Source organism: Methylobacterium sp. E-016 (assembly GCF_022829745.1).
Lineage (GTDB): Bacteria > Pseudomonadota > Alphaproteobacteria > Rhizobiales > Beijerinckiaceae > Methylobacterium.
Window position 1 is genome coordinate 41,653 of the sequence record NZ_JAKSYF010000103.1, and the last position, 21,038, is coordinate 62,690.

A 21,038-nucleotide genomic window follows, 5' to 3' on the forward strand; every position below is an offset into this window, starting at 1 on the left:
TCGTGCGCGTCGCACGCCTCCAGAGGTTTGCCGGGTCTGCGGGCGTGCTCGCCGAGCCGGGCGCATGGGACGGGCGCAGACCGCCTTCGCGACGAGCCTCCACGCGGAGGACCGAGCGGATCGGGCGCCCGATTGCACCGCGTGTCGCCCGATCCTATGGCGATCGTGGCGGCGGCCTCGTCCAAGGCGAAGGTTCAGGCCGTGCTGGCGCGGGCGCAGGAGAGCGGCCTGATCGCGAAGAAAGGCGGGCGGATTTCCGGGCGCGTGTCGCCGGAACTGATCGAGCGCGCGAAAGCCCGCACCGGCATCCGGTCGGACACCGAGCTGGTGGAGTTCGCCCTGGCCAACCTGGCGATCGAAGACGATTTCGCCGACGTGTTTCGAGCGTTGAGAGGCACGGTCGATCCCGGGCTGGACCTCGGATTCTAGCGCGTGGCGTTCGACTTCCGGTCCGCCGAGCGGGTTCGGAGGCAGGCTCCGGTCAGGACCCTGGGACGCCGACCCGACGACCGTCTTCCGTTTCTCGGGACGGAGGCATCGGCCGGGAACGGCCTTCTCCTCGATACCTGCGTCTACATCGACCAGATGCAGGGCAGGGCGCCCGCGATCGTCGCGGATCTGCTCGCGATCCGGCTGGTGAACCACAGCACCGTCGCCGTCCAGGAGCTGATGCATACGGTCGGCGTGCTGGATCCGGGCGTCGCCCGGACCGAGGGCGCCGTCGCGGCGATCGAAGCGGCGATCGATGCCATGCCGGCGCATCGCCTGTTCGTGCCGGATGCCGACATCCTCGCCCAGGCCGCCGTGTATGCGGGCATGCTCGCGCGGGTTCAGGGCTACGGCCGCGACGAGCGGATGAAGGCCCTCCACGACTGCGTGCTGTTCGTGCAGGCGATGAAGCACGGGTTCGCCGTGCTGACCCGCAACGTGCGCGAGTTCGACGCCCTGCTTCAGATGCGGGCGGACGGGCGGGTGCTGTTCTGCCGGACCTGAGGGGGCGCGCGGGGCGGCGGACCGAGCCGGGCGCCTGCCGCTCCGGTCCGAGGGCCGGCCGGCGATCGGCTTGCCGCGTCGCGCCTCCCCCGTAACCCTTTGCAAAGGCGGATGTGGCGTCTATCCGTTCGGGCAGGGCCGCCCCGCGGCCGAGTTCCGCGTCGCCAAGCCCGCGGCCGAGTTCCGCGTCGCCAAGCCGGACGACCAAGTCCGAAGACCAAGTCCGAAGAAAACGCCCGGAGCGTGCCATGAATGCCGTGACCCTCGACGCCCTCGACCTCTCCGCGCTGCTGTGCTCCCGCGTCTGCCACGACGTGATCAGCCCCGTGGGCGCGATCGTGAACGGGCTCGAGGTGCTGGAGGACGACCAGGACGAGTCGATGCGCGAGTTCGCCCTCGACCTGATCCGCAAGAGCGCGCGCCACGCCTCCGCCCGCCTGCAATTCGCCCGGATCGCCTTCGGCGCGGCGGGCTCGGCCGGCGCCTCGATCGACCTCGCCGACGCGGAGAAGGTCTCCCGCGGCATGTTCTCCGACGAGAAGACCCAGCTCAGCTGGAGCGCGCCGGTGGCGCTCTACCCGAAGAACAAGGTCAAGCTGCTCCTCAACCTCGTGATGATCGCCACCGGCGCGATCCCGCGCGGCGGCCTGCTCGACGTGACGGTGACCGGCGACGGCGAGGCGCCGACCCTGGTGCTGGTCGCCAAGGGCTCGCATGCCCGCATCCCGCCCCATGTCGAGGCGCTGATCGCCGGCACGCCCGAGAACGGCGTCGTCGATGCCCACGGCATCCTGCCCTACTATGCCGGCCTCGTCGCCCGCGCCGCCGCCATGAACGTCCGCTTCTCCATCGAGGGCGACACCGTGACGATCCGCTCGGAGCCGGTCGCCGCCGCGGTCGAGCCGGTGATCGAGACCGCCCCGGAAAGCTCCGAGGACGACCGCCCCTCCGACAGCGAGCCGTCCGACACCCTGCTCGCCTGAGGAGCACCGGCTTTTCCCTCCCCCGACGGATCTCGGGCCCGCCCGAGATCCGCACCCCGTGTGCCCGAGGCGGGCGAGCCCGGCTTGGGTGCGGGGGAGGCTTGGGTGCGCCGTCCACGCGCGAGACGCACGCGGGAGATCCGCCGCGCTGCGTCACATTGAGCGCGTGCGCGACTCCCGGGAAACTTGGCCGGCGGGCGCCGGGTCTCTCCCATAGGCGCGGCCGGGCTCCGGCCGCCGATCAGGAGATCCGAACATGGCCCACGACACGCGCGACATCTACGTCACGGCGCTGAAGAACACGCATGCCCTGGAGATGCAGGCGCTCCAGATCATGGAGCGTCAGGTCGAACGGCTGCAGAACTATCCCGAGATGGAGGCGGCGCTCCGCCGCCACATCGACGAGACCCATGGCCAGCGCACCCGCCTGGAGGAGGCGCTGCACGGCCTCTCCGAGAGCCCCTCGGCGCTCAAGGAGGGCTTTCTCGGCTTCGTCGGCAACATGATGGCGCTGGGGCATGCCCCGGCCCAGGACGAGATCCTGAAGAACGCCTACGCCAACCACGCCTTCGAGAACTTCGAGGTCGCCGCCTACACCTCGCTGCTGGCGATCGGCGAGGCGGCGGGCCAGCAGGGCCATGCCGCGGCCTTCCAGCAATCGCTGAAGGAGGAGGAGGGCATGGCCGCCAAGGTGCGCGAGCTCGTGCGCCCGACGACCCTGCGCTACATCGAGCTGACCACCGCAGGCGCCAAGGCCGACCGCTAGGCCGGGCGAAGACCGGACCGCGACGCGGTCGATCGCGTCGCGGTCCGGCTCCCCGCGACGGCGGGGCGGCGGCCCGCCGGACCTCATGGGTCCCGACCCACGGGCCTCGGGATGAGCGGGCCGCGTCCCTGGGGCGTTGCCCGCGACCGGCTTTGCGCCCTATGTCGGACGGGTCGGGCGTGCCGGCCCGCCAGGACGAAACAGCCCGATGCGCTTCACCGGAACCGAGTCCTACGTCGCGACGCCCGACCTCACAGCGGCCGTCAACGCCGCCATCGTGCTGGAGCGGCCGCTGCTGGTGAAGGGCGAGCCCGGCACCGGCAAGACGGTGCTGGCCGAGGAGATCGCCAAGGGGCTCGGCGCCGACCTGCTCACCTGGAACGTCAAGTCGACCACCAAGGCGCAGCAGGGCCTGTACGAGTACGACGCCGTCTCGCGGCTGCGCGACTCGCAGCTCGGCGATCCCCGCGTCTCGGAGATTTCCCACTACATCCGCCGCGGCAAGCTGTGGGAGGCCTTCACGGCCGACGCGCGCCCGGTGCTGCTGATCGACGAGATCGACAAGGCCGATATCGAGTTCCCGAACGACCTGCTGACCGAGCTCGATCGCATGGAGTTCTTCGTCTACGAGACCGGCGAGACGGTGAAGGCGGCTCGCCGCCCGGTGGTGATCATCACCTCGAACAACGAGAAGGAGCTGCCGGACGCGTTCCTGCGCCGGTGCTTCTTCCACTACATCAAGTTCCCGGACGCGCAGACGCTGGGGCGAATCGTCGAGGTGCACTATCCCGGCATCAAGCACCGCCTCGTCGAGGAGGCGTTGCGGGTGTTCCTCGAGACCCGCGAGGTGCCGGGCCTCAAGAAGAAGCCCTCGACCTCCGAGCTGCTCGACTGGCTCAAGCTCCTGGTCTCGGAGGACGTCGACCCCGAGACCCTGCGCGAGACCAACGCCCGCAAGCTGATCCCGCCGCTGCACGGCGCGCTGCTCAAGAACGAGCAGGACGTGAGCCTGTTCGAGAAGCTGGCCTTCATGATGCGGCGCGAGGGGCGGGGGGGCTGAGCCTTCCGCTCTTCCCCTCCACCCCCTCATCCTGAGGTGCCGGCAGCGAAGCGGAGGCCTCGAAGGAGGGTTCCAGGGACCGCGCGACCTCGGGAGGGCTCCTTCGAGGCCCGCTCGCGCGGGCACCTCAGGATGAGGCGATGAATTGGGGGCAGCGGAACGCCGCCTGCTACCTTGGCCAAAACGCGGCCGTCAGATCGAGAGAACCAAGAGCCGCCGCATGAAGATGAAGAAACTCGGCCGCACCGGCCTCGACGTGTCCGCCCTCTGCCTCGGCTGCATGACCTACGGCATCCCCGAGCGCGGCCCCCATCCCTGGACGCTGCCGGAGGACGAGAGCCGCCCGCTGATCCACCAGGCGCTCGACCTCGGCATCAACTTCTTCGACACGGCCAACTACTATTCCGACGGCACCAGCGAGGAGATCGTCGGCCGGGCGCTGCGCGATTACGGCGACCGCGACAGCCTCGTCGTCGCGACCAAGTGCTTCTACCCGCTGACGGACCGGCCCAATGCCGGCGGGCTGTCGCGAAAGGCGATCTTCGCGGCGATCGACGCCAGCCTGAAGCGGCTCGGCATGGACCACGTCGACCTGTTCCAGATCCACCGCTGGGACTACGAGACCCCGATCGAGGTGACGCTGGAGGCGCTGCACGACGTGGTGAAGGCCGGCAAGGCGCGGTATCTCGGCGCCTCGTCGATGTATGCGTGGCAGTTCTCGAAGGCGCTCTACACCGCCGATCTCCACGGCTGGACCCGGTTCGCGACCATGCAGAACCACGTCAACCTGCTGCATCGCGAGGAGGAGCGCGAGATGCTGCCGCTCTGCCGCGACCAGGGGATCGCCGTGCTGCCGTGGAGCCCGCTCGCCCGCGGGCGGCTGACCCGCGACGCCGACGCCACCAGCGCGCGCCAGGACAGCGACGCCGTCGGCAAGGGCCTCTACGACGCGGCGGCCGACGCCGACTGGGCGATCATCGCCAAGGTCGCCGAGATCGCCGAGGCCCGCGGCGTGCCGCGCGCGCAGGTGGCCCTGGCCTGGGTCGCGGCCAAGCCCGAGGTCGCCGCGCCGATCATCGGCGCCGCGAAGCCCGGCCACCTGACCGATGCGGTCGCGGCCCTCGACCTCGTGCTCACGGACGACGAGATCGCGGCGCTGGAGTCGCTCTACACCCCGCATCCGATCGTCGGGTTCGCCTGATGCGCCGCCTGCTGCTCCTGCGCCACGCCAAGTCGGACCGGCCGGCGGGCGTCCCCGACATCGACCGGCCCCTCGACGCCCGGGGGCGCGAGGCCGCGCCGCGGATGGGCGCCTACCTCGCGAGCGAGGGCCTGCAGCCCGACCTCGCCCTGGTCTCGCCCGCAAAGCGCACGCGGGAAACCTGGGAGGCGGTGGCCGCCTCGCTCGGCGCGGTTCCCGCGCAGATCGTCGAGACGATCTACGAGGCGCCGCCGGCATCGCTGCTCGAGGCGGTCCGCGCCGCCCCCGATTCCGCCGAGACGCTGATCCTGGTCGGCCACAATCCCGGCATGGAGGCGCTGGCCGACCGGCTGGTCGGCGCCGGCCCGCGCGCGGCGCGAAGCCGCCTCGCGCAGGGCTTCCCCACGGCGGCGCTGGCGGTGATCGAATTCGATGCGGATAGCTGGGGCGCGATCGACGGCGACGGCCGCCTGGAGCGGTTCGTGCGGCCGAAGGACCTCAGCCCGGACCTGACGGATTAAGTCATCGTCCTGAAGCCGGTTGCAGGCTCTCGGACGAATCTGATGCCTGCGCCCGGCGCCTCAGAGATCGCCGAAAGCCAATTGCCCCTGGTTGCGCCGGGGCGCCGGGACGGTCTTCGCCTTGGCCGGGGTGCTCTTTCCCGCGGCGCGCTTCGCCGCGGGGGCCTTGCGCGCCGTCGGCTCGCCGCGCAGGCGGGCCAGGGCCTTGTCGCGGGCCACGGCCTCGGGGGCGTGCGGATCGCCGTCGAGCCACTTGCCGCGCTTGATCACCTCGTTGACCCGGCCCTGGTTCACGCCGACCTTGAAGGCGATCTCCTGCTGCGTCATGCCGGTGGAGGCGTGCAGGTCGAGGATGGCGTGGGCCAGCTCCGGCGTCATCTTCTGGCCGGTCAGGCGCCGGGCGGGCTTCACGGTGCGGATCGCGCGGTCGCGCTCGCGCAGGCGCTCCAGCAGGGCGAGCGCCATGTTCATGCCGTGCTCGCGCAGCGACTCCTCGAATTCCTTCAACGTCGCCATCGGCGAATGATCCTTGTGCGGGCGAGACCGCCCGGAACAGGGGGAGAACGTGCCGCCTTCGCATCGGTTGCGCAAGGCTTCGCGGCTGCGGCATCCCGGGATGACAGGATGCCGGCGCCGTCATCCACCGGTAAAACCGCCGCGCTGGCCCTCGCCCCGAGCCTCGGCTAAACCCGCGGACCCGCGACGCCGGCCCCGCGACAGGACACGCGACCCGCATGATCAGCCCGATCCTCACCGTTCCCGCCTCGGGGCCCGCCTCGAACGGCTCGCTCGCCGCGGCCCTGGAAGGCGGCGCGGTGCTGATGTTCCCCGATCTCGACTTCCCGTTCAGCGACTTCGAGCGGCGCTTCACCGAGCGCCCCTTCGCCGACGGCAAGGCCAAGAACGTCAACATCCGGGGCGAGGCCGCGACCCTCCGGGGCGCCGCCGGCACGCCGGAGGAGCAGGAGGCGCTGCGCCAGCTGCTGGTGCGCTACCGGGCGTTCTCCAAGGACCTGATCGCGCGCCACCTGCCGGAATACGCGAGCGGGATCAGCCTCGCCGGCACGTCGTACCGGCCCTTCGACGTCGACCGGCGCAAGATGAGCTGGCGCCGCGACGACACCCGGCTGCACGTCGACGCCTTCCCCTCCAACCCGATCGGCGAGAAGCGCATCCTGCGGGTGTTCCGCAACATCAACCCGAGCGGCCAGCCGCGCCTGTGGCGGGTGGGCGAGGATTTCGGCTCGATGGCCGACAAGTTCCTGCCGAAGCTCCCGGGCTACTCGGCCCTCTCGGCGCGGCTGCTCGCCGCCCTGCGCATCACCAAGGCGCGGCGCTCGGAATACGACCACCTGATGCTGCACCTGCACGACGCGCTCAAGCAGGACGCCGACTACCAGGCCGGCGCGCCCCAGGCCGACGTGGAGTTCCTGCCGGGCCAGACCTGGGTCACCTTCTCCGACCTCGTGATGCACGGCGCCATGGGCGGCCGCTACATGCTGGAGCAGACCGCCTACCTGCCGGTCTCCGCCCAGGCCGACCCGGACAAGAGCCCGCAGCGGATCCTGGCGCGCAAGCTCGGCCGCCCGCTCCAGTAGGCCTCCGGCCGCAAAGGACACGACACCGATGATCCTCGAAATCGCACAGGTCGAGATCAAGCCCGGGATGGAGGCGGCGTTCGAGGCCGGCATCGCCGAGGCCGCGGAGATCTTCCGGGTCGCCGCCGGCTGCCGCAGCTTCGACGTGCGGCGCTCGGTCGAGCATCCGCAGCGCTACCGCCTGCTGATCGAGTGGGACACGCTCGAGGCCCACACCCGGGACTTCACCGGCTCGCAGCCGTGGCAGGATTACCGCGCCCTGGTCTCCCCCTGCTTCGCGAGCCCGCCGGCCGTGGAGCACACGGAACGGGTGCTGAAGGCGTTCTGAGGACGCGCGCGACGCCGACGGCCCCTTCCACCGTCATTCCGGGGCGCCGCAGGCGAGCCCGGAGTCCGGACACGCCGACGCGAAAGTCATGGGCATTGTCGGCGGCTCTGGATCCCGGGCTCTGCTTCGCAGCCCCGGAATGACGGGGTCGGAGCGGATCGAGCGCTTGCGTCGCCCGCCGCCGCCGACGATGCTCGCGCAAAGCTCGGGCGAGACAAGAAGCACATGATCCAGCGTCCCCTCCGCATCGGCACCCGCGGCAGCCCGATGGCGCTGGCCCAGACCGGCATGGTCCGCGACCGGATCGTGGCGGCCAACCCGGGCCTGGAGACCGAGCTCGTCGTCGTCACCACGGTGGCCGACAAGATCCTCGACCGGCCGCTCTCCGAGATCGGCGGCAAGGGGCTGTTCACCAAGGAGCTGGAGCAGGCGCTGTTTTCCGACGAGGTCGACGTGGCGGTCCACTCGATGAAGGACGTCGAGACCTGGCTGCCCGAGGGGCTGGTCATCGCCTGCATCCTCGCCCGCGACGACCCGCGCGACGCCTTCCTGTCGCCGCGGGCCGCCGGGCTCTCGGAATTGCCCGCGGGCGCGCGGGTCGGCACCTCGTCGCTCCGGCGCGCGGCGCAGGTGCTGATGCGGCGCCCCGACCTGCGCATCGTGCCGCTCCGCGGCAACGCCAACACCCGGATGCGCAAGCTCGAGGCCGGCGAGTGCGACGCGACGCTGCTGGCGCTCGCCGGCCTCGAGCGCCTCGGGCTGGAGGGCATGGCCCGCTCGGTGCTCTCGGTCGAGGAGATGCTGCCGGCGGTCGCGCAGGGGGCGCTCGGCATCGAGGCCCGCGCGGGCGATGCCGAGATCCACGCGCTGCTGGCGCCGCTCGCCTGCGCCCGCACCACCACGGCGATCGGCGCCGAGCGCGCGCTCCTGGCCGAGCTCGACGGCTCCTGCCGCACGCCGATCGCGGCGCTGGCGCGGATCGAGGGCGACACGCTCAGCCTCGACGGCCTGCTCTTCCTCCCCGACGGCAGCCGCCACTGGGCCGCCTCGCGCTCGGGCCCGGTCGCCGACGCCGAGCGGATCGGGCGCGACTGCGGCGCGGCGATCAAGGCGGCGGCGGGCGAGGTCTACACGAAGCACCTGCAGTAGGGGCTATCCGCGACGCGCGCTTCCCTCCCCCCTCTGCGGGGGAGGGAAGGGACGGGTCGCGTCGTCCCCTCACGCCACGCTGCGCTCGATCTGCTCCTCGTCGCAGATCACGCCCGCCGTGCCCTCGTATTCGGCGGCGAAGTCGTGGGCGGCCTGCACCGGGGCCGGGGCGGTGCGGTCGGCGGCGAAGGTGGCGAGGAACGAGCGCATCACGTGGCGCACGCCGGCGTCGTTGATGGTGCGCAGGTCGTCGTTGTAGTAGCGGCCGGCATTCACGTTGCTGGTGACGATGTCGTAGGCCGGGAAGTACACCGCCCGCGGGTCGCCGGAGGCGCAGGCCTCGCCGGCCGCCACCCGCAGCACCGACTTCGAGTAGCTGTTCGACTCCATCACGTGCCGGTCCATGTAGGTGGCGATCATCGGCACCGGCGAGACCGTGAGGATGATGCGGGCGGTCGGGTTCACGCTCCAGAGCCGCTCGAGGAAGCCCTGCAGGTCGGCGAGCACCTCGGCCGCGCCGGCGTTGACGCATTCGTAGAGCGCCGGATCGTAGCTGCCGCCGGCGACGCCGGGCGCGAGCGGCAGGGCGGCGCCGTCGGCGCGCCAGCGCCAGCCCTCGGTCAGGCCCAGCGTCAGCACGAACACGTCGAGGGTCTCGAACAGGCGGCGCACCTCGGCCAGATGCGCGTCGCGCGCGGCGACCACCGCGGCCTCGTCCGCGAAGCCGGCGGGCTCGACGGTGGGGCGGAACGGGTCGACGTAGCGGCCGTCCTCGCGCAGCCACGCCTTCAGCTCGGGCTCGAACCGGCCGTAGGCCCGGTCGAACAGCTGCACGAACTGGCGCGTGTAATAGAGGTTGCCGTACCGGGCCGAGAAGGTGCCGAACTGGCGTGCGTCGGCCTCCGCCGGCGCGGTGCCCTCCGGGGCGGCTTCCGTCACGTAGTAGTTGAAGCCTTCCGCCCGAAGCGCCTCGGCGACGCGCTGGGCGAAGCACGATCCGCCGGTGGCGACCTTGTCGGCCTGGCCGATCGCGAAGGGCGCGCGCGGCCGCGGATCGACGGCGAAGGGGGCGACGTTGGTCACGACCTTGCGCCAGAAACGCTCGGCCGGTAGACCGCTATAGGGGTTGGACGTCATCTTGTAGACCCTTCCTCCGACCTCCGGCGCAACCGCCTCGGCGACGCGCCCCGAGCTTCTTCGCCCCACCCGATGCACCCGGCGCGTAACGTGGCCCTGTCCGATCTGCCTAGGCGCGCCCGCGGCGCGTTCTCGTTGTCGCCGCCATCCTGGGCGACACCGTGGCGCGCCAAGCCCGCTGCCGATGCGGGTCGGCGCGGCCCGCGCATCGCGGTGCTCGGCAACTGCCAAGCGCGCGGCGTGGCCCAGGCGATGCGGCTGCTGGCGCCCAACAGCCCGGTGCGCTTCCTGCCGATGGGGACGCTCGGGCGCGACCTCGGCGACATCGACGGGCTGGTGTCGACGCTCGCCGCCTCCGACCACGTGTTCTCGCAGCTGTTCCCGGCCGGGCTGCTCCCCGGCGGCGACATCGCGGTCCTGCGCCGGCGCGACCCGCGCACCAAGCTGTTTCCGACGATCGTGTTCTCGGCCTTCCATCCGGACATGGTCTATGCCGGCCGGGTCGAGGACCTCGCGGCGCTGAAGCTCGCGCGCTCGCCGCTCGGGCAGTACCATTCGGCGATCGCCCTGTGCGCCCACCGCCTCGGCCTCACCGCGACCCAGGCCGGGCGGCTGTTCCGCGAGGACGTGTTCCGGCGGCTCGGCTATCTCGACCAGTGGGAGCCGGCGGTCCGCGAGCTGATCGGCGGCGGGGCCACGGTCGCCTTCGGGCTCGAGCGCGAGATGAGCCGCTGGAGCCGGCGCGGCGCCTTCATGCACGTGATCAACCACCCGAAGGTCTTCGTCGTCGCCGACATCGCCCGGCGCCTGCTGGTCGAGAGCGGCTTCGCGCCGGAGCCGGTGGAGATCGAGGACTACCTCGGCGACGAGCTCGCCCGCGACGTGGTCTGGCCGGTCTATCCGCCGATCGCCGAGATCTACGGGCTCACCGGCTCGTACCTGTTCAAGACCAAGCCCCGCGGCGACGCCTTCCCGGTCCTGTACGACCTGCCCGGCTTCCTGGCGGCGAGCTTCGCCCTGTACGACGCCGCGGAGCCGAGCGACCTCGCCTGCGCGCGGGTCGAGGCCTGGATCGGCGCGCCGGAGATCGTCGCGATGTTCCGCTCCGCGGCCGCGTGAGCCGGGGCGGGTCGCGTGACGCCCCGGCGCGACCGGGCGACGATCACATCGCGGCGCGGAGCGGCTCGTCGGTGACGCCCTGCGCCATCATCCGCACCACCTGCTCGATGTCGCGGATCTGGAACGGCTTGCGCAGGTAGAGGCCGCCGCGGACGGCGCGCGGCGGCAGGCCGGGGGCGGTCGAGGTGTAGACCACCGGCCGGTCGGGATGCATCGCGCGGAAGGCCTCGGCCACGCTCCAGCCGTCGATCAGGCCGGGCAGGCGGATGTCGGTGAACAGCCAGTCGATCGTGCGGCCGCGCTCGCGCAGGATCGTCAGCGCGGCCTCGCCGCTCGACGCCTCGATGACGCGGATGCCCTGCGTCTCGCACAGCGACGCGACGATCTCGAGGAGCAGGTAGCTGTCCTCGACAATGAGCACGCTCTGGGCGGGATGCATCGGGGTGGATCCGGTCGGCAGGTTTCGCCCCAGTGGAGGCCGCGAGCGTTAACGCTTCCCTAACGCGCGCCGCCCCCGGCCCCGCATGCCCACGCGGGCTCGCCCGCGACGCGCCGTTGTTGCGCCGCCGCAACGCTCCAGTCGAATCGACGCTTGCGCGAGGCCGGGCCGCGCGGCCGCCGCAATGCGGGTGCCTGACGGGGCCCGCGACGTCGGTCCTAGCGCCGCGAGTCCTGCGTGCGCCACGACACATCGGCGGCGGGCCGGCTCCGTTGGAAACCCGGCGTCAAGCTTGATGGAACCTTCGCTTAACCCGACAGGCTTAAAGCCCAATCTCGTTTGATCGCGCGGACATCAACGCGCCGACCTGCCGCGACCCGGGACCGGGCCGGCGCACACCGTCCGCTCGTGGAGTGACAGACATGCCCCGATCCGCGCGCTTCCGCGCCGCCACCTTCCGCGCCGCCTCCCTGAGCTTCGCCCTCTGCGCCGGCCTCGCCGTCTCGGCCTGCAGCAGCGACAAGGACCTCGCCGACGCCTCCGCCTTCGGCGGCGGCGCCTCCACCCCCGGCAGCGCGCAGGACTTCGTCGTCAACGTCGGCGACCGGGTGTTCTTCGAATCCGACTCGACCGACCTGACGCCCACCGCGACCGGCACCCTCGACAAGCAGGCGGCCTGGCTGCAGCGCTACCCGCGCTACAGCTTCCTCATCGAGGGCCATGCCGACGAGCGCGGCACCCGCGAGTACAACTTCTCGCTGGGTGCCCGCCGCGCCCAGGCGGTGAACGACTACCTCGCCTCGCGCGGCATCGCCGCCGGGCGGATGCGCACCGTCTCCTACGGCAAGGAACGCCCGGTCGCGGTCTGCAACGACATCTCGTGCTGGTCGCAGAACCGCCGCGCCGTGACGGTGCTCGACCGCGGCGCCGGAAGCTGACCGCAGGCGCGACCTTCGTCGCCCGACGACCCCGCCATCCTGCCTCCACCACAACGCGGCCTCCTCGGGCGGGCGTATCGGGGCAGGGGCGAGCGGGGGACGGCACCCGCCGCGACGCGTCCGGCCGACGCGTCCGGCGCGGCTCGCCCTCTCGCCACGTGTCGGCAGAGGTTGCCGAGGATGGCGGCCCAGCCGCTGCGCTGCTGCGCGATGGGGACATCGGTCTCGGGATCGAACGCGACCGTCACGCCGGTCCGGTCGCCCAACGCGGTGAACTCGACCACCGCATGACGGTCGCCGAAGGCGTATTCGATCCGTTCGTTCGGGACGATCCTGGTGTCGGTGCCCGCGACATCGAAGCCCATGCTGCCGTCCTTCGCCGCCATGCGCGCCGTGAACGTGCCGCCTTCCCGAAGGTCGACGGTCGCCGTCGGACAATGCCAATCGTCGGACGCGAAATTCCACTGCGTGATCCGATCCGGCATCGTGTAGGCGTCCCGGACGACATCGACCGGTGCGGACGCCGTCGCTTCCACGATGATTCGTTCCTGCGGCATGGGGGCTTCGCATCCGGCCGTTCGGGACTTCGCGGCGGGCATCTCACACTAGGCCGGTCGTGGCGGCAACCTCCGCGGCGCCGCCGCATGCGGCCGGCCCCCTAGGCCCGCCCTCGCCGTGCGGCTCGAGGGGCCCCGAGCCGGCATCGCCTTAACTTTGCCGTGCTGGAGCGCATCTGCTACCGGCCTCGCGCCGACCTTGCGCGCTCCCTGTCACGACCGGTGCCACCATGCTCCGCCGCCTGCTTCTCGCCTCCTGCGCCGTCCTCAGCCTCGCCGCCCCGGCCGCGGCGCAGGACGCCTCCGAATTCGTCGTGCGCCTCAACCGGATCGAGAACCAGTCCCGGATGATGGCCGGGCAGATCGAGACGCTGCAATACGAGAACCGGCAGCTCAAGGAGCAGCTTCGGAAGTTCCAGGAGGACGTCGAGTTCCGCCTCAACGAGAAAGGCGGCGGCAAGGCCGCGCCCGCGCCGAGCCGCGAGCCGGCCGGCGCCGTCAACGGCGGCAATCCGGGCGCCGCCCGCCCGCAGAAGCGCGGCGACGCCTTCGACCCCGAGCAGAGCCCCGGCCGCCCCGGTGCGCCGATGCAGCTCGGCGCGACCCAGCCCTCCGCCCCGGCCGCGGCGCCTGCGCCGGCCGCCGCCGCCCCGATGGCCCAGACCCGGCGCCTGCCGGAGCCGGCGATCGACGACGGCGAGGATGCTGAGACCCGCGGCGCCCCCGGCTACGACGAGCCCGTCGACCTGTCGCCGCCCGCCCGCGTCGGCACCACCGGCGCGCTCCCGAGCCCGGCCCGCGCCCCGGCCAGCGTCGCCGCCACCGGCAGCGGGGACGCGACGAGCGACTACGAGGCCGCCGTCGGCCACATCCGCGAGAAGCGCTACGAGCAGGCCGAGATGGCCTTCCGCCAGTTCATCCAGTCGCACCCGCGCGACGGCCACGTCCCGGCCGCGACCTACTGGCTCGGCGAGAGCTACCTGCAGCGCAACCGCAACCGCGAGGCGGCCGAGCAGTTCCTGAAGGTCTCGACCGACTACGCCCGCTCGCCCCAGGCGCCGGAGGCGATGCTGAAGCTCGGCGTGTCGCTCAACGCGCTGGGCGCGCGCGAGCAGGCCTGCGCGACCTTGGCCGAGCTCGACCGCAAGTTCCCCGCCGCCGGCTCGAACGTGCGCCAGAGCGTGGCGCGCGAGCAGAAGCGCGCGCGCTGCACCGCGTGAGCGACCCGCGCGACGATCCCGGTGACCGGATCCGTCGCGCCCTCGCCAACGCCCTCGCACCTTGGCTCGCCGGGGACGCGCCCGTGGTGCTCGCCGTCTCCGGGGGCCCCGATTCCACCGCCCTGATGCACGCCGCCGCCGCGTGCCGGGCCGGCGCGCTCTTCGTCGCGACGGTGGACCACGGCCTGCGCCCCGAATCCGCTGACGAGGCCCGCGCCGTCGCCCGCGCCGCCGCGACGCTCGGCCTGCCCCACGCGACCCTGCCCTGGGAGGGCGTCCGTCCCAGAGCCGCGATCCAGGCGGAGGCGCGGGCCGCCCGCTACCGCCTGCTCGCCGCGCATGCGCGCACGGTCGGCGCACGCCTCGTGCTCACCGGCCACACCCGCGACGACCAGGCCGAAACGGTGCTGATGCGCCTGATCGCCGGCAGCGGCCCGGCGGGCCTCGCCGGCATGCGGCGGGAGCGCCCGCTCGAGCCCGGGCTGGCGCTGGCGCGGCCCTTCCTCGACATCGCCAAGGTTGACCTCGTGGCCTGGTGCGAGGCGCAGGGCGTCGGCTTCGCGCGCGACCCCTCGAACGCCGACGAGCGCTACGGCCGGGTGCGCCTGCGCCGATTGCTGGAACGCGAAGGCCTCAGCGTCGATCGCCTCGTCCGCCTGGCCGAGCGCGCGGCCCGCGACGAGGCGGCCTTGGGAGAGGCGGCGGCGGCGGCCTTCGCGAGCGTGCATTCAGATCTCGTGTCAACGAACGCGCACGGGCCTCCTCTCCCAGGGGGGGAGGGAGCCGCGCCTCTCCCTCCCCCCGCAGTGGGGGGAGGGGGTGCTGCGGCGATCGTCCCGCTCCGTCTCGACGGCCAAATCCTCGCCGCGCTCCCCGACGCGGTCGCGCTGCGCGTCCTCGACCTCGCCCTCGACCGGGCCGGCGGCACGCTGCCGCGGCGGCTGGAGCGGCTGGAGCGGCTGGTCCTCGTCGACCTGCTGCCGGCGCTGAGATCGGGGCGCGCGGTGCGGCGCACCCTGCGCGGGCTCGCCATCGCCGCCGACCCGGCCCGCCGCGTGACGATCCGGCCCGCTCCGCCCAGGCGAGGGGACGGCCTTGCCGCAGGGGCGCCCGACTTACTTGGCAAGGGGGAGGGCTCTGCCTACATTGGCTTGGCGTGCGCGGACGAACCCGCAGCGGCGGGCAGCCGGCCCACACGCCCCAGGGATTGATCGATGAACCCGAATTTTCGCAATTTTGCTCTGTGGGTCGTCATCTTCCTCCTCGTCCTGGCCCTGGTGACCCTGTTCCAGAATCCGGGTCACCGCGGCGGCGGGAGCGAGATCGCCTACAGCCAGCTTCTCAACGACGCCGATGCCGGCAAGATCCAGTCCGTCGTGATCTCGGGCCAGGACGTGTCCGGTTCCTACGTCGGCGGCGGCAGCTTCACCTCCTACGCGCCGAACGATCCGGGCCTCGTCTCGAAGCTTTCGGGCAAGGGCGTGCAGATCACCGCGCGCCCGCCGTCGGACAACACGCCGTGGTTCATCCAGCTGCTGGTGAGCTGGCTGCCGATCCTCGTCTTCATCGGCGCCTGGGTGTTCCTGTCCCGGCAGATGCAGTCGGGTGCCGGCCGCGCCATGGGTTTTGGGAAGTCGAAGGCCAAGCTCCTCAATGAAGCGCACGGGCGCGTCAGCTTCGATGACGTCGCCGGCGTGGAAGAGGCGAAGGAGGATCTGCAGGAGATCGTCGAGTTCCTGCGCGACCCCCAGAAGTTCCAGCGGCTCGGCGGGCGCATCCCGCGCGGCGTGCTCCTGGTCGGCCCCCCCGGCACCGGCAAGACCCTGATCGCCCGCGCGGTGGCGGGCGAGGCCAACGTGCCGTTCTTCACCATCTCCGGCTCGGACTTCGTCGAGATGTTCGTCGGCGTCGGCGCCAGCCGCGTGCGCGACATGTTCGAGCAGGCCAAGAAGAACGCCCCCTGCATCATCTTCATCGACGAGATCGACGCGGTCGGCCGCCATCGCGGCGCCGGCCTCGGCGGCGGCAACGACGAGCGCGAGCAGACCCTCAACCAGCTGCTCGTCGAGATGGACGGCTTCGAGGCCAACGAGGGCGTGATCATCATCGCGGCGACCAACCGCCCCGACGTGCTCGACCCCGCGCTGCTGCGTCCCGGCCGGTTCGACCGCCAGATCATGGTGCCGAACCCGGACGTGACCGGCCGCGAGCGCATCCTGCGCGTCCACGTCCGCAAGGTGCCGCTGGCGCCGGACGTCGACCTCAAGGTCATCGCCCGCGGCACCCCCGGCTTCTCGGGCGCCGACCTGATGAACCTCGTCAACGAGTCGGCGCTGCTGGCCGCGCGCCGCGGCAAGCGCATCGTCACGATGCACGAGTTCGAGGACGCCAAGGACAAGGTGATGATGGGCGCCGAGCGTCGGACCCTCGTCATGACCGAGGACGAGAAGCGGCTCACCGCCTACCACGAGGGCGGCCACGCCATCGTCGCCTTCAACGTGCCGGCCACCGATCCCGTCCACAAGGCGACGATCATCCCGCGCGGCCGGGCTTTGGGCATGGTCATGCAGCTGCCCGAGCGCGACAAGCTGTCGATGTCGTTCGAGCAGATGACCTCGCGGCTGGCGATCATGATGGGCGGCCGCATCGCCGAGGAGATGACCTTCGGCCCGGACAAGGTGACGTCGGGCGCCCAGTCCGACATCGAGCAGGCGACGCGGCTCGCCAAGATGATGGTCACGCGCTGGGGCTTCTCGCCTGAGCTCGGCACCGTCGCCTACGGCGACAACAACGACGAGGTCTTCCTCGGCATGTCGATGGGCCGCCAGCAGACGGTGTCCGAGTCGACCGCCCAGAAGATCGACGCGGAGGTCCGCCGCCTGGTCGAGACCGGCCTTGAGGAGGCCCGCCGCATCCTCGCCGACAGGAAGGACGACCTCGAGGCGCTCGCGCAGGGGCTGCTCGAGTACGAGACGCTGTCCGGCGACGAGATCAAGAACCTGCTCAAGGGCCGTCCCCCGGTCCGCGACGGTGGCGACGTGCCCCCGACGCCGGCCCGCGGTTCCTCGGTCCCGTCGGCCGGCCGCGGCCGCCCGAAGGAGAGCGACGGCGGCCTCGAGCCGCAGCCGCAGGGCTGAGAGCCTCACCACCGACGAACGGGAAGGGCGCCACGACGGCGCCCTTTTTCGTATGTCCAGCATCCGAGACGGACAGGCATGGGAGACGCAGCGCGGGTTTTCCCTCACCCCTCTGCGGGGGAGGGAAGAGGCGGCGTCGATTCACCGTAACGGGACGCGATCCGTGCGTGCCGTGCGATCGATGATAGGTTGCCCGCAACGTCGCGTGCCCGATGGGACGGAGAGTTTCGTGAGAAAGTATTTCGGCACCGACGGCATTCGCGGCCGGGCCAACGGGGTGATCACGCCGGAGCTGGCGCTGAAGGTCGGCCAGGCGGCGGGCCTGGTGTTCCAGCGCGGCGACCATCGCCACCGCGTCGTCATCGGCAAGGACACCCGCCTGTCGGGCTACATGATCGAGACCGCGCTCATCGCCGGCTTCACCTCGGTCGGCATGGACGTGCTGCAGCTCGGGCCGATGCCGACGCCGGCGGTGGCGATGCTCACCCGCTCGATGCGCGCCGACATCGGCGTGATGATCTCCGCCTCGCACAACCCGTTCGAGGACAACGGCATCAAGCTGTTCGGGCCGGACGGGTTCAAGCTCAACGACGCGATCGAGCGCGAGATCGAGGCGCTGATCGACGGCGAGCTGCACACCCGGCTCGCCGGCTCCATGTCGCTCGGCCGGGCCAAGCGCATCGAGAGCGTGCATGCCCGCTACATCGAGTTCGCCAAGCGCTCGCTGCCGCGCAACGTGACGCTGGACGGCCTGCGCATCGTGGTCGACTGCGCCAACGGCGCCGCCTACCGCGTCGCCCCCGAGACCCTGTGGGAGCTCGGCGCCGAGGTCATCGCCATCGGCGTCGAGCCGGACGGCTTCAACATCAACCGCGACGTCGGCTCGACCGCGCCCGCCGCCCTGGTCGGCAAGGTCCGCGAGCTGCGCGCCGACATCGGCATCGCGCTCGACGGCGACGCCGACCGGGTGCTGATCGTCGACGAGAAGGGGCAGGTCGTCGACGGCGACCAGCTCATGGCCGTCGTCGCCCGCTCGTGGAAGGAGGACGACCTCCTGACCCAGCCGGGGATCGTGGCCACGATCATGTCCAACCTCGGGCTGGAGCGCTACCTCGGCGGGATCGGCCTCTCGCTCGCCCGCACCGCGGTGGGCGACCGCTACGTGCTCGAGCACATGCGCGAGCACGGCTACAACCTCGGCGGCGAGCAGTCCGGCCACATCATCATGTCGGACTACGCCACCACCGGCGACGGGCTGGTGGCCGCGCTGCAGGTGCTGAGCGTGGTCCAGCGCAGCGCGCGGCCGGTGAGCGAGGTCTGCCACTGCTTCGACCCGCTGCCGCAGATCCTGAAGAACGTGCGCTATCGCTCCGGCGAGCCGCTGCGCGCCGACAGCGTCGTCACCGCGATCGAGCACGCCCGCGAGCGCCTCGGCAACGCCGGCCGCCTCGTCATCCGCCCGTCCGGCACCGAGCCGGTCATCCGCGTCATGGCCGAGGGCGACGACCGCGGCCTCGTCAACGACGTCGTCGACGCGGTCGTCGACGCGGTGACCCGCGCCGCGGCGTGAGCGTTTCGGCCTGAGCGATCCCGTCTTCCCTCCCCCGTGGGGGGGACGGGCTGCGGCGACGACGCGCTTCCTGAGCCGATCTGAGAATGAACGTTCATTGACACTAGAATGAACGTTCATTACACGGGGGGCGGCACGCAGGAATCCGCCATGGGCCTTTCCGTTTCCGTTTCCGATCCCGGCACCGCCCTCCGCCTCGCGGAGCTTCGCGCCGTGGCCACGCCGGCGAACCTCGCGCTCGTCGGGATCCTCGGGCTCGCCTGGGTCGCGCTGATCGGCTGGACCGGGGCCGGTCCCGACGGATGGCAGGTGCGGTCCTGTGCCGGGCTCGCGGTTCGTCCCGCCGCCTGCCAGGGCGTCCCGCCCGCGAAGGACGCGAGCCGCATCGTGCCCCACGTCTTGGCGGCGAGCCTCGCGCGATGAGCGCCGGCAGCGCCGTCTCGGCGCGGATCGAGCCGTCGGCCCGGCGCGAGCACATCCTGGCGGCGGCCGAGGCCTGCTTCGTGCGCAACGGCTTCCACCGCACCACGATGCAGGACCTCGCCCGCGAGGCGGCGATGAGCGCCGGCAACGTCTACCGCTACTTCGCCTCGAAGGAGGACCTCGTCCTCGGGCTCGCCGAGTGCGAGCGCGCCCGCGGCGCCCTGCTCGTGGCCGAGCTGGAGCGCGACGGCGACCGCCGCGCGGCGCTGCTCGGCATCATCACCCGCTACTTCGTCTCGATCACCCGTGAGACCGCGATCCTGCGGGTCGACATCTGGTCGGAGGCGACGCGCAACCCGGCGATCGCCGCGATGACCGCGCGGGCCGAGGCCGAGGCGCGGGGCTGGTTCGTCGAGACCTTCGCCGCCCTGGCGCGGTCCCCCGCCTGCGACCCGGCCGCGCTCTACGCCCTGCTCGGCCCCCTGATGAAGGGGATCATCGTCGACCGGGCGCTGCTGCCCGGCTACGACCCGGCCGCCGCCGTCGCCCAGCTCCTCGCCCTGCTCGATGCGGGCCTCGACGGGCGCCTTCCCCTCGCCTCGACGCCCGCGGAGACCGGCCGATGACCGTTCGCGCCCATCGCCTCGGCCTCGCCGCCCTGGCCCTCGCGCTCCCCCTGTCCCTGCCGGCACGGGCCGAGACCGCCCCGGCGCCCGCCGCGGCGAGCCCCGCGCCCGCGGTCAGCGTGGTCGAGGCGGCGCGCCGCGAGATCGTCGAGAGCGTGGTCGTCACCGGCACGCTGGTACCGCGCGACGAGATCCTGGTGACGCCCGAGATCGACGGCTACCGCGTCACCGAGGTCCTGGTCGAGGAGGGCGCGCGCGTCGCCCGCGGCCAGGTGCTCGCCCGCCTGTCGCACGACTTGATCGACCGCCAGCTCGCCCAGCAATCCGCCCTGGTGGACAAGGCCACCGCCGCCGTCCCGCAGGCCGAGAGCACCATCGAGCAGGCGGAAGCCGCCGCCGTCGAGGCGCGCCTCGCGTTCGACCGCGCCAAGCAGCTGATGCAGACCGGGAACGGCACGGCGGCGATCCTGGAAGGGCGCACCTCCACCCTGCGCCAGGCCGAGGGCAAGCTCGCCTTCGCCCGCAACGGCCTGGTCATCGCGAAGGCCGAGCTGGCCCAGGCGAAGGCGGTGCGCGACGAGCTGGAGCTGCGGCTCGCCCGTACCGAGATCCGCGCGCCGGAAGCCGGCATCGTCAACCGCCGCACCGCGCGCGTCGGCATCACCGCCTCGTCCGCGGCCGAGCCGCTGTTCCGCCTGATCGCCCGGGGCGAGATCGAGCTCGAAGGCGAGGTCGTCGAGACCAAGCTGCCGCTGCTGCGGGAGGGCCGCCCGGCCTGGATCGAGATCGGCGCGGGCGCACGCGTCCAGGGCAGCGTCCGCGCGGTCTACCCGGAGGTCGACCGGGCGAGCCGGCTCGGCAAGGTCCGCGTCCGGCTCGAGGCCGACCCGCGGCTGCGCATCGGCACCTTCGCCCGCGGCGCGGTCGAGATCGCCCGCACCCGCGGCGTCGCCGTTCCCCAGGCCGCGGTGCTCTACGGCGGCCCGGCGCGCAGCAGCGTCCTCGTGGTCGCCGGCGACACGGTCGAGGCCCGCCAGGTCCGCACCGGCCTGTCCGACGACGACGACATCGAGATCCGCAGCGGGCTCTCCGAGGGCGAGCGCGTCGTCGCCCGCGCCGGCAGCTTCCTGCGGGACGGCGACAAGGTCCGCCCCGTTCCGCTGGCGGCCGTCGCCCCGGCCGTGGCCGAGGCGCCGTCGCCCGAGGCGAGCGCCGACGCCGGCGTCCCCTGAGCCGACGCCGCCCCGCCAAGTGATGCAGAAGGAACGGGCCG

23 protein-coding genes are annotated in these 21,038 nt (G+C 72.2%); 19 read left to right on the forward strand and 4 right to left on the reverse strand.

Going from position 1 to position 21,038, the window contains the following annotated elements:
* Nucleotides 1–156: 156 nt before the first annotated feature.
* From MKK68_RS12675 to MKK68_RS12705, 7 genes are all read left to right on the forward strand, one after another.
* Nucleotides 157–429 (forward strand): hypothetical protein, encoded by a 273-nt coding sequence (locus tag MKK68_RS12675; protein WP_243933694.1) that lies wholly within the window; start codon nucleotides 157–159, stop codon nucleotides 427–429.
* A 3-nt stretch (nucleotides 430–432) separates the two neighbouring features.
* Nucleotides 433–993, forward strand: a complete 561-nt coding sequence (locus MKK68_RS12680) for a type II toxin-antitoxin system VapC family toxin (RefSeq protein ID WP_244030578.1) — start codon at nucleotides 433–435, stop codon at nucleotides 991–993.
* A 248-nt stretch (nucleotides 994–1,241) separates the two neighbouring features.
* Complete coding sequence (chpT, locus tag MKK68_RS12685) at nucleotides 1,242–1,976, forward strand: histidine phosphotransferase ChpT (RefSeq protein ID WP_147728838.1); 735 nt, start codon at nucleotides 1,242–1,244, stop codon at nucleotides 1,974–1,976.
* Between the two features lie 256 nt (nucleotides 1,977–2,232).
* Nucleotides 2,233–2,742, forward strand: coding sequence for a ferritin-like domain-containing protein (locus MKK68_RS12690; protein WP_244030579.1), 510 nt, complete (start codon nucleotides 2,233–2,235; stop codon nucleotides 2,740–2,742).
* Between the two features lie 208 nt (nucleotides 2,743–2,950).
* Complete coding sequence (locus tag MKK68_RS12695; RefSeq protein ID WP_147843516.1) at nucleotides 2,951–3,802, forward strand: AAA family ATPase; 852 nt, start codon at nucleotides 2,951–2,953, stop codon at nucleotides 3,800–3,802.
* 220 nt (nucleotides 3,803–4,022) lie between these two features.
* Entirely contained in the window at nucleotides 4,023–5,003 is a 981-nt protein-coding gene (locus MKK68_RS12700; RefSeq protein ID WP_147728841.1) for an aldo/keto reductase, read from the forward strand.
* On the forward strand, nucleotides 5,003–5,524 hold the full coding sequence (locus MKK68_RS12705; RefSeq protein WP_147860067.1) for a histidine phosphatase family protein: 522 nt from the start codon (nucleotides 5,003–5,005) through the stop codon (nucleotides 5,522–5,524). The genes MKK68_RS12700 and MKK68_RS12705 overlap by 1 nt, the downstream gene beginning before the upstream one ends.
* 60 nt (nucleotides 5,525–5,584) lie before the next feature.
* Here the strand turns inward: MKK68_RS12705 and MKK68_RS12710 are convergent, their stop codons facing one another.
* On the reverse strand, nucleotides 5,585–6,040 hold the full coding sequence (locus tag MKK68_RS12710; RefSeq protein WP_243933690.1) for an RNA polymerase subunit sigma-70: 456 nt from the start codon (nucleotides 6,038–6,040) through the stop codon (nucleotides 5,585–5,587).
* A gap of 218 nt (nucleotides 6,041–6,258) precedes the next feature.
* On the opposite strand from MKK68_RS12710, the gene MKK68_RS12715 reads away from it, so the two are divergent.
* The 3 genes from MKK68_RS12715 (at nucleotide 6,259) to hemC (ending at nucleotide 8,599) form a co-directional block, all read left to right on the forward strand.
* Nucleotides 6,259–7,122, forward strand: coding sequence for a Kdo hydroxylase family protein (locus MKK68_RS12715; RefSeq protein ID WP_147729053.1), 864 nt, complete (start codon nucleotides 6,259–6,261; stop codon nucleotides 7,120–7,122).
* Between the two features lie 28 nt (nucleotides 7,123–7,150).
* Nucleotides 7,151–7,450, forward strand: a complete 300-nt coding sequence (locus MKK68_RS12720; protein ID WP_147729054.1) for an antibiotic biosynthesis monooxygenase family protein — start codon at nucleotides 7,151–7,153, stop codon at nucleotides 7,448–7,450.
* Nucleotides 7,451–7,675: 225 nt separating this feature from the next.
* A complete protein-coding gene (hemC, locus tag MKK68_RS12725; RefSeq protein WP_147729055.1) occupies nucleotides 7,676–8,599 on the forward strand; it encodes a hydroxymethylbilane synthase in 924 nt (307 codons plus the stop codon).
* 69 nt (nucleotides 8,600–8,668) lie between these two features.
* Here the strand turns inward: hemC and MKK68_RS12730 are convergent, their stop codons facing one another.
* On the reverse strand, nucleotides 8,669–9,736 hold the full coding sequence (locus tag MKK68_RS12730; protein ID WP_147860066.1) for a GSCFA domain-containing protein: 1,068 nt from the start codon (nucleotides 9,734–9,736) through the stop codon (nucleotides 8,669–8,671).
* Between the two features lie 90 nt (nucleotides 9,737–9,826).
* Between MKK68_RS12730 and MKK68_RS12735 the strand changes: the two genes are divergently transcribed.
* On the forward strand, nucleotides 9,827–10,855 hold the full coding sequence (locus MKK68_RS12735) for a WcbI family polysaccharide biosynthesis putative acetyltransferase (protein ID WP_244030581.1): 1,029 nt from the start codon (nucleotides 9,827–9,829) through the stop codon (nucleotides 10,853–10,855).
* Nucleotides 10,856–10,898: 43 nt separating this feature from the next.
* Here MKK68_RS12735 and MKK68_RS12740 read toward each other — a convergent pair whose 3' ends face one another.
* On the reverse strand, nucleotides 10,899–11,294 hold the full coding sequence (locus MKK68_RS12740) for a response regulator (protein ID WP_147729566.1): 396 nt from the start codon (nucleotides 11,292–11,294) through the stop codon (nucleotides 10,899–10,901).
* A 422-nt stretch (nucleotides 11,295–11,716) separates the two neighbouring features.
* Here MKK68_RS12740 and pal point away from each other — a divergent pair, with 422 nt between their 5' ends.
* Entirely contained in the window at nucleotides 11,717–12,232 is a 516-nt protein-coding gene (pal, locus tag MKK68_RS12745) for a peptidoglycan-associated lipoprotein Pal (protein ID WP_147729567.1), read from the forward strand.
* Here the strand turns inward: pal and MKK68_RS29745 are convergent.
* Nucleotides 12,133–12,831, reverse strand: coding sequence for an SRPBCC domain-containing protein (locus MKK68_RS29745; protein WP_313899229.1), 699 nt, complete (start codon nucleotides 12,829–12,831; stop codon nucleotides 12,133–12,135). The genes pal and MKK68_RS29745 overlap by 100 nt on opposite strands.
* 188 nt (nucleotides 12,832–13,019) lie before the next feature.
* Between MKK68_RS29745 and ybgF the strand changes: the two genes are divergently transcribed.
* The 7 genes from ybgF (at nucleotide 13,020) to MKK68_RS12785 (ending at nucleotide 20,997) form a co-directional block, all read left to right on the forward strand.
* Nucleotides 13,020–14,009, forward strand: a complete 990-nt coding sequence (gene ybgF, locus MKK68_RS12755; protein WP_244030582.1) for a tol-pal system protein YbgF — start codon at nucleotides 13,020–13,022, stop codon at nucleotides 14,007–14,009.
* A complete protein-coding gene (tilS, locus tag MKK68_RS12760) occupies nucleotides 14,006–15,220 on the forward strand; it encodes a tRNA lysidine(34) synthetase TilS (RefSeq protein ID WP_409567233.1) in 1,215 nt (404 codons plus the stop codon). The genes ybgF and tilS overlap by 4 nt, the downstream gene beginning before the upstream one ends.
* 3 nt (nucleotides 15,221–15,223) lie before the next feature.
* On the forward strand, nucleotides 15,224–17,146 hold the full coding sequence (ftsH, locus tag MKK68_RS12765; RefSeq protein WP_147728678.1) for an ATP-dependent zinc metalloprotease FtsH: 1,923 nt from the start codon (nucleotides 15,224–15,226) through the stop codon (nucleotides 17,144–17,146).
* Nucleotides 17,147–17,375: 229 nt separating this feature from the next.
* Nucleotides 17,376–18,716: a phosphoglucosamine mutase gene (gene glmM / locus MKK68_RS12770; RefSeq protein ID WP_147728677.1), complete on the forward strand. Its 1,341-nt coding sequence runs from the start codon at nucleotides 17,376–17,378 to the stop codon at nucleotides 18,714–18,716.
* A gap of 108 nt (nucleotides 18,717–18,824) precedes the next feature.
* Nucleotides 18,825–19,139: a hypothetical protein gene (locus MKK68_RS12775; RefSeq protein ID WP_244030583.1), complete on the forward strand. Its 315-nt coding sequence runs from the start codon at nucleotides 18,825–18,827 to the stop codon at nucleotides 19,137–19,139.
* Nucleotides 19,136–19,765 carry a TetR/AcrR family transcriptional regulator gene (locus MKK68_RS12780; protein ID WP_147728675.1) on the forward strand — a complete coding sequence of 210 codons (630 nt, stop codon included), beginning with the start codon at nucleotides 19,136–19,138 and terminating at the stop codon, nucleotides 19,763–19,765. The genes MKK68_RS12775 and MKK68_RS12780 overlap by 4 nt, the downstream gene beginning before the upstream one ends.
* A complete protein-coding gene (locus MKK68_RS12785) occupies nucleotides 19,762–20,997 on the forward strand; it encodes an efflux RND transporter periplasmic adaptor subunit (protein ID WP_147860021.1) in 1,236 nt (411 codons plus the stop codon). Before MKK68_RS12780 ends, MKK68_RS12785 begins: the two co-directional genes overlap by 4 nt.
* Nucleotides 20,998–21,038 lie beyond the last annotated feature (41 nt).

Coding starts and splice junctions, on each gene's coding strand:
- MKK68_RS12675 (WP_243933694.1), top strand. CDS start 157: ATGGCGATCGTGGCGGCGGCCTCGTCCAAGGCGAAGGTTCAGGCCGTG.
- chpT (WP_147728838.1), top strand. CDS start 1,242: ATGAATGCCGTGACCCTCGACGCCCTCGACCTCTCCGCGCTGCTGTGC.
- MKK68_RS12690 (WP_244030579.1), top strand. CDS start 2,233: ATGGCCCACGACACGCGCGACATCTACGTCACGGCGCTGAAGAACACG.
- MKK68_RS12695 (WP_147843516.1), top strand. CDS start 2,951: ATGCGCTTCACCGGAACCGAGTCCTACGTCGCGACGCCCGACCTCACA.
- MKK68_RS12700 (WP_147728841.1), top strand. CDS start 4,023: ATGAAGATGAAGAAACTCGGCCGCACCGGCCTCGACGTGTCCGCCCTC.
- MKK68_RS12705 (WP_147860067.1), top strand. CDS start 5,003: ATGCGCCGCCTGCTGCTCCTGCGCCACGCCAAGTCGGACCGGCCGGCG.
- MKK68_RS12710 (WP_243933690.1), bottom strand. CDS start 6,040: ATGGCGACGTTGAAGGAATTCGAGGAGTCGCTGCGCGAGCACGGCATG.
- MKK68_RS12715 (WP_147729053.1), top strand. CDS start 6,259: ATGATCAGCCCGATCCTCACCGTTCCCGCCTCGGGGCCCGCCTCGAAC.
- MKK68_RS12720 (WP_147729054.1), top strand. CDS start 7,151: ATGATCCTCGAAATCGCACAGGTCGAGATCAAGCCCGGGATGGAGGCG.
- hemC (WP_147729055.1), top strand. CDS start 7,676: ATGATCCAGCGTCCCCTCCGCATCGGCACCCGCGGCAGCCCGATGGCG.
- MKK68_RS12730 (WP_147860066.1), bottom strand. CDS start 9,736: ATGACGTCCAACCCCTATAGCGGTCTACCGGCCGAGCGTTTCTGGCGC.
- MKK68_RS12740 (WP_147729566.1), bottom strand. CDS start 11,294: ATGCATCCCGCCCAGAGCGTGCTCATTGTCGAGGACAGCTACCTGCTC.
- pal (WP_147729567.1), top strand. CDS start 11,717: ATGCCCCGATCCGCGCGCTTCCGCGCCGCCACCTTCCGCGCCGCCTCC.
- MKK68_RS29745 (WP_313899229.1), bottom strand. CDS start 12,831: ATGCCCGCCGCGAAGTCCCGAACGGCCGGATGCGAAGCCCCCATGCCG.
- ybgF (WP_244030582.1), top strand. CDS start 13,020: ATGCTCCGCCGCCTGCTTCTCGCCTCCTGCGCCGTCCTCAGCCTCGCC.
- ftsH (WP_147728678.1), top strand. CDS start 15,224: ATGAACCCGAATTTTCGCAATTTTGCTCTGTGGGTCGTCATCTTCCTC.
- MKK68_RS12775 (WP_244030583.1), top strand. CDS start 18,825: ATGAACGTTCATTACACGGGGGGCGGCACGCAGGAATCCGCCATGGGC.
- MKK68_RS12780 (WP_147728675.1), top strand. CDS start 19,136: ATGAGCGCCGGCAGCGCCGTCTCGGCGCGGATCGAGCCGTCGGCCCGG.
- MKK68_RS12785 (WP_147860021.1), top strand. CDS start 19,762: ATGACCGTTCGCGCCCATCGCCTCGGCCTCGCCGCCCTGGCCCTCGCG.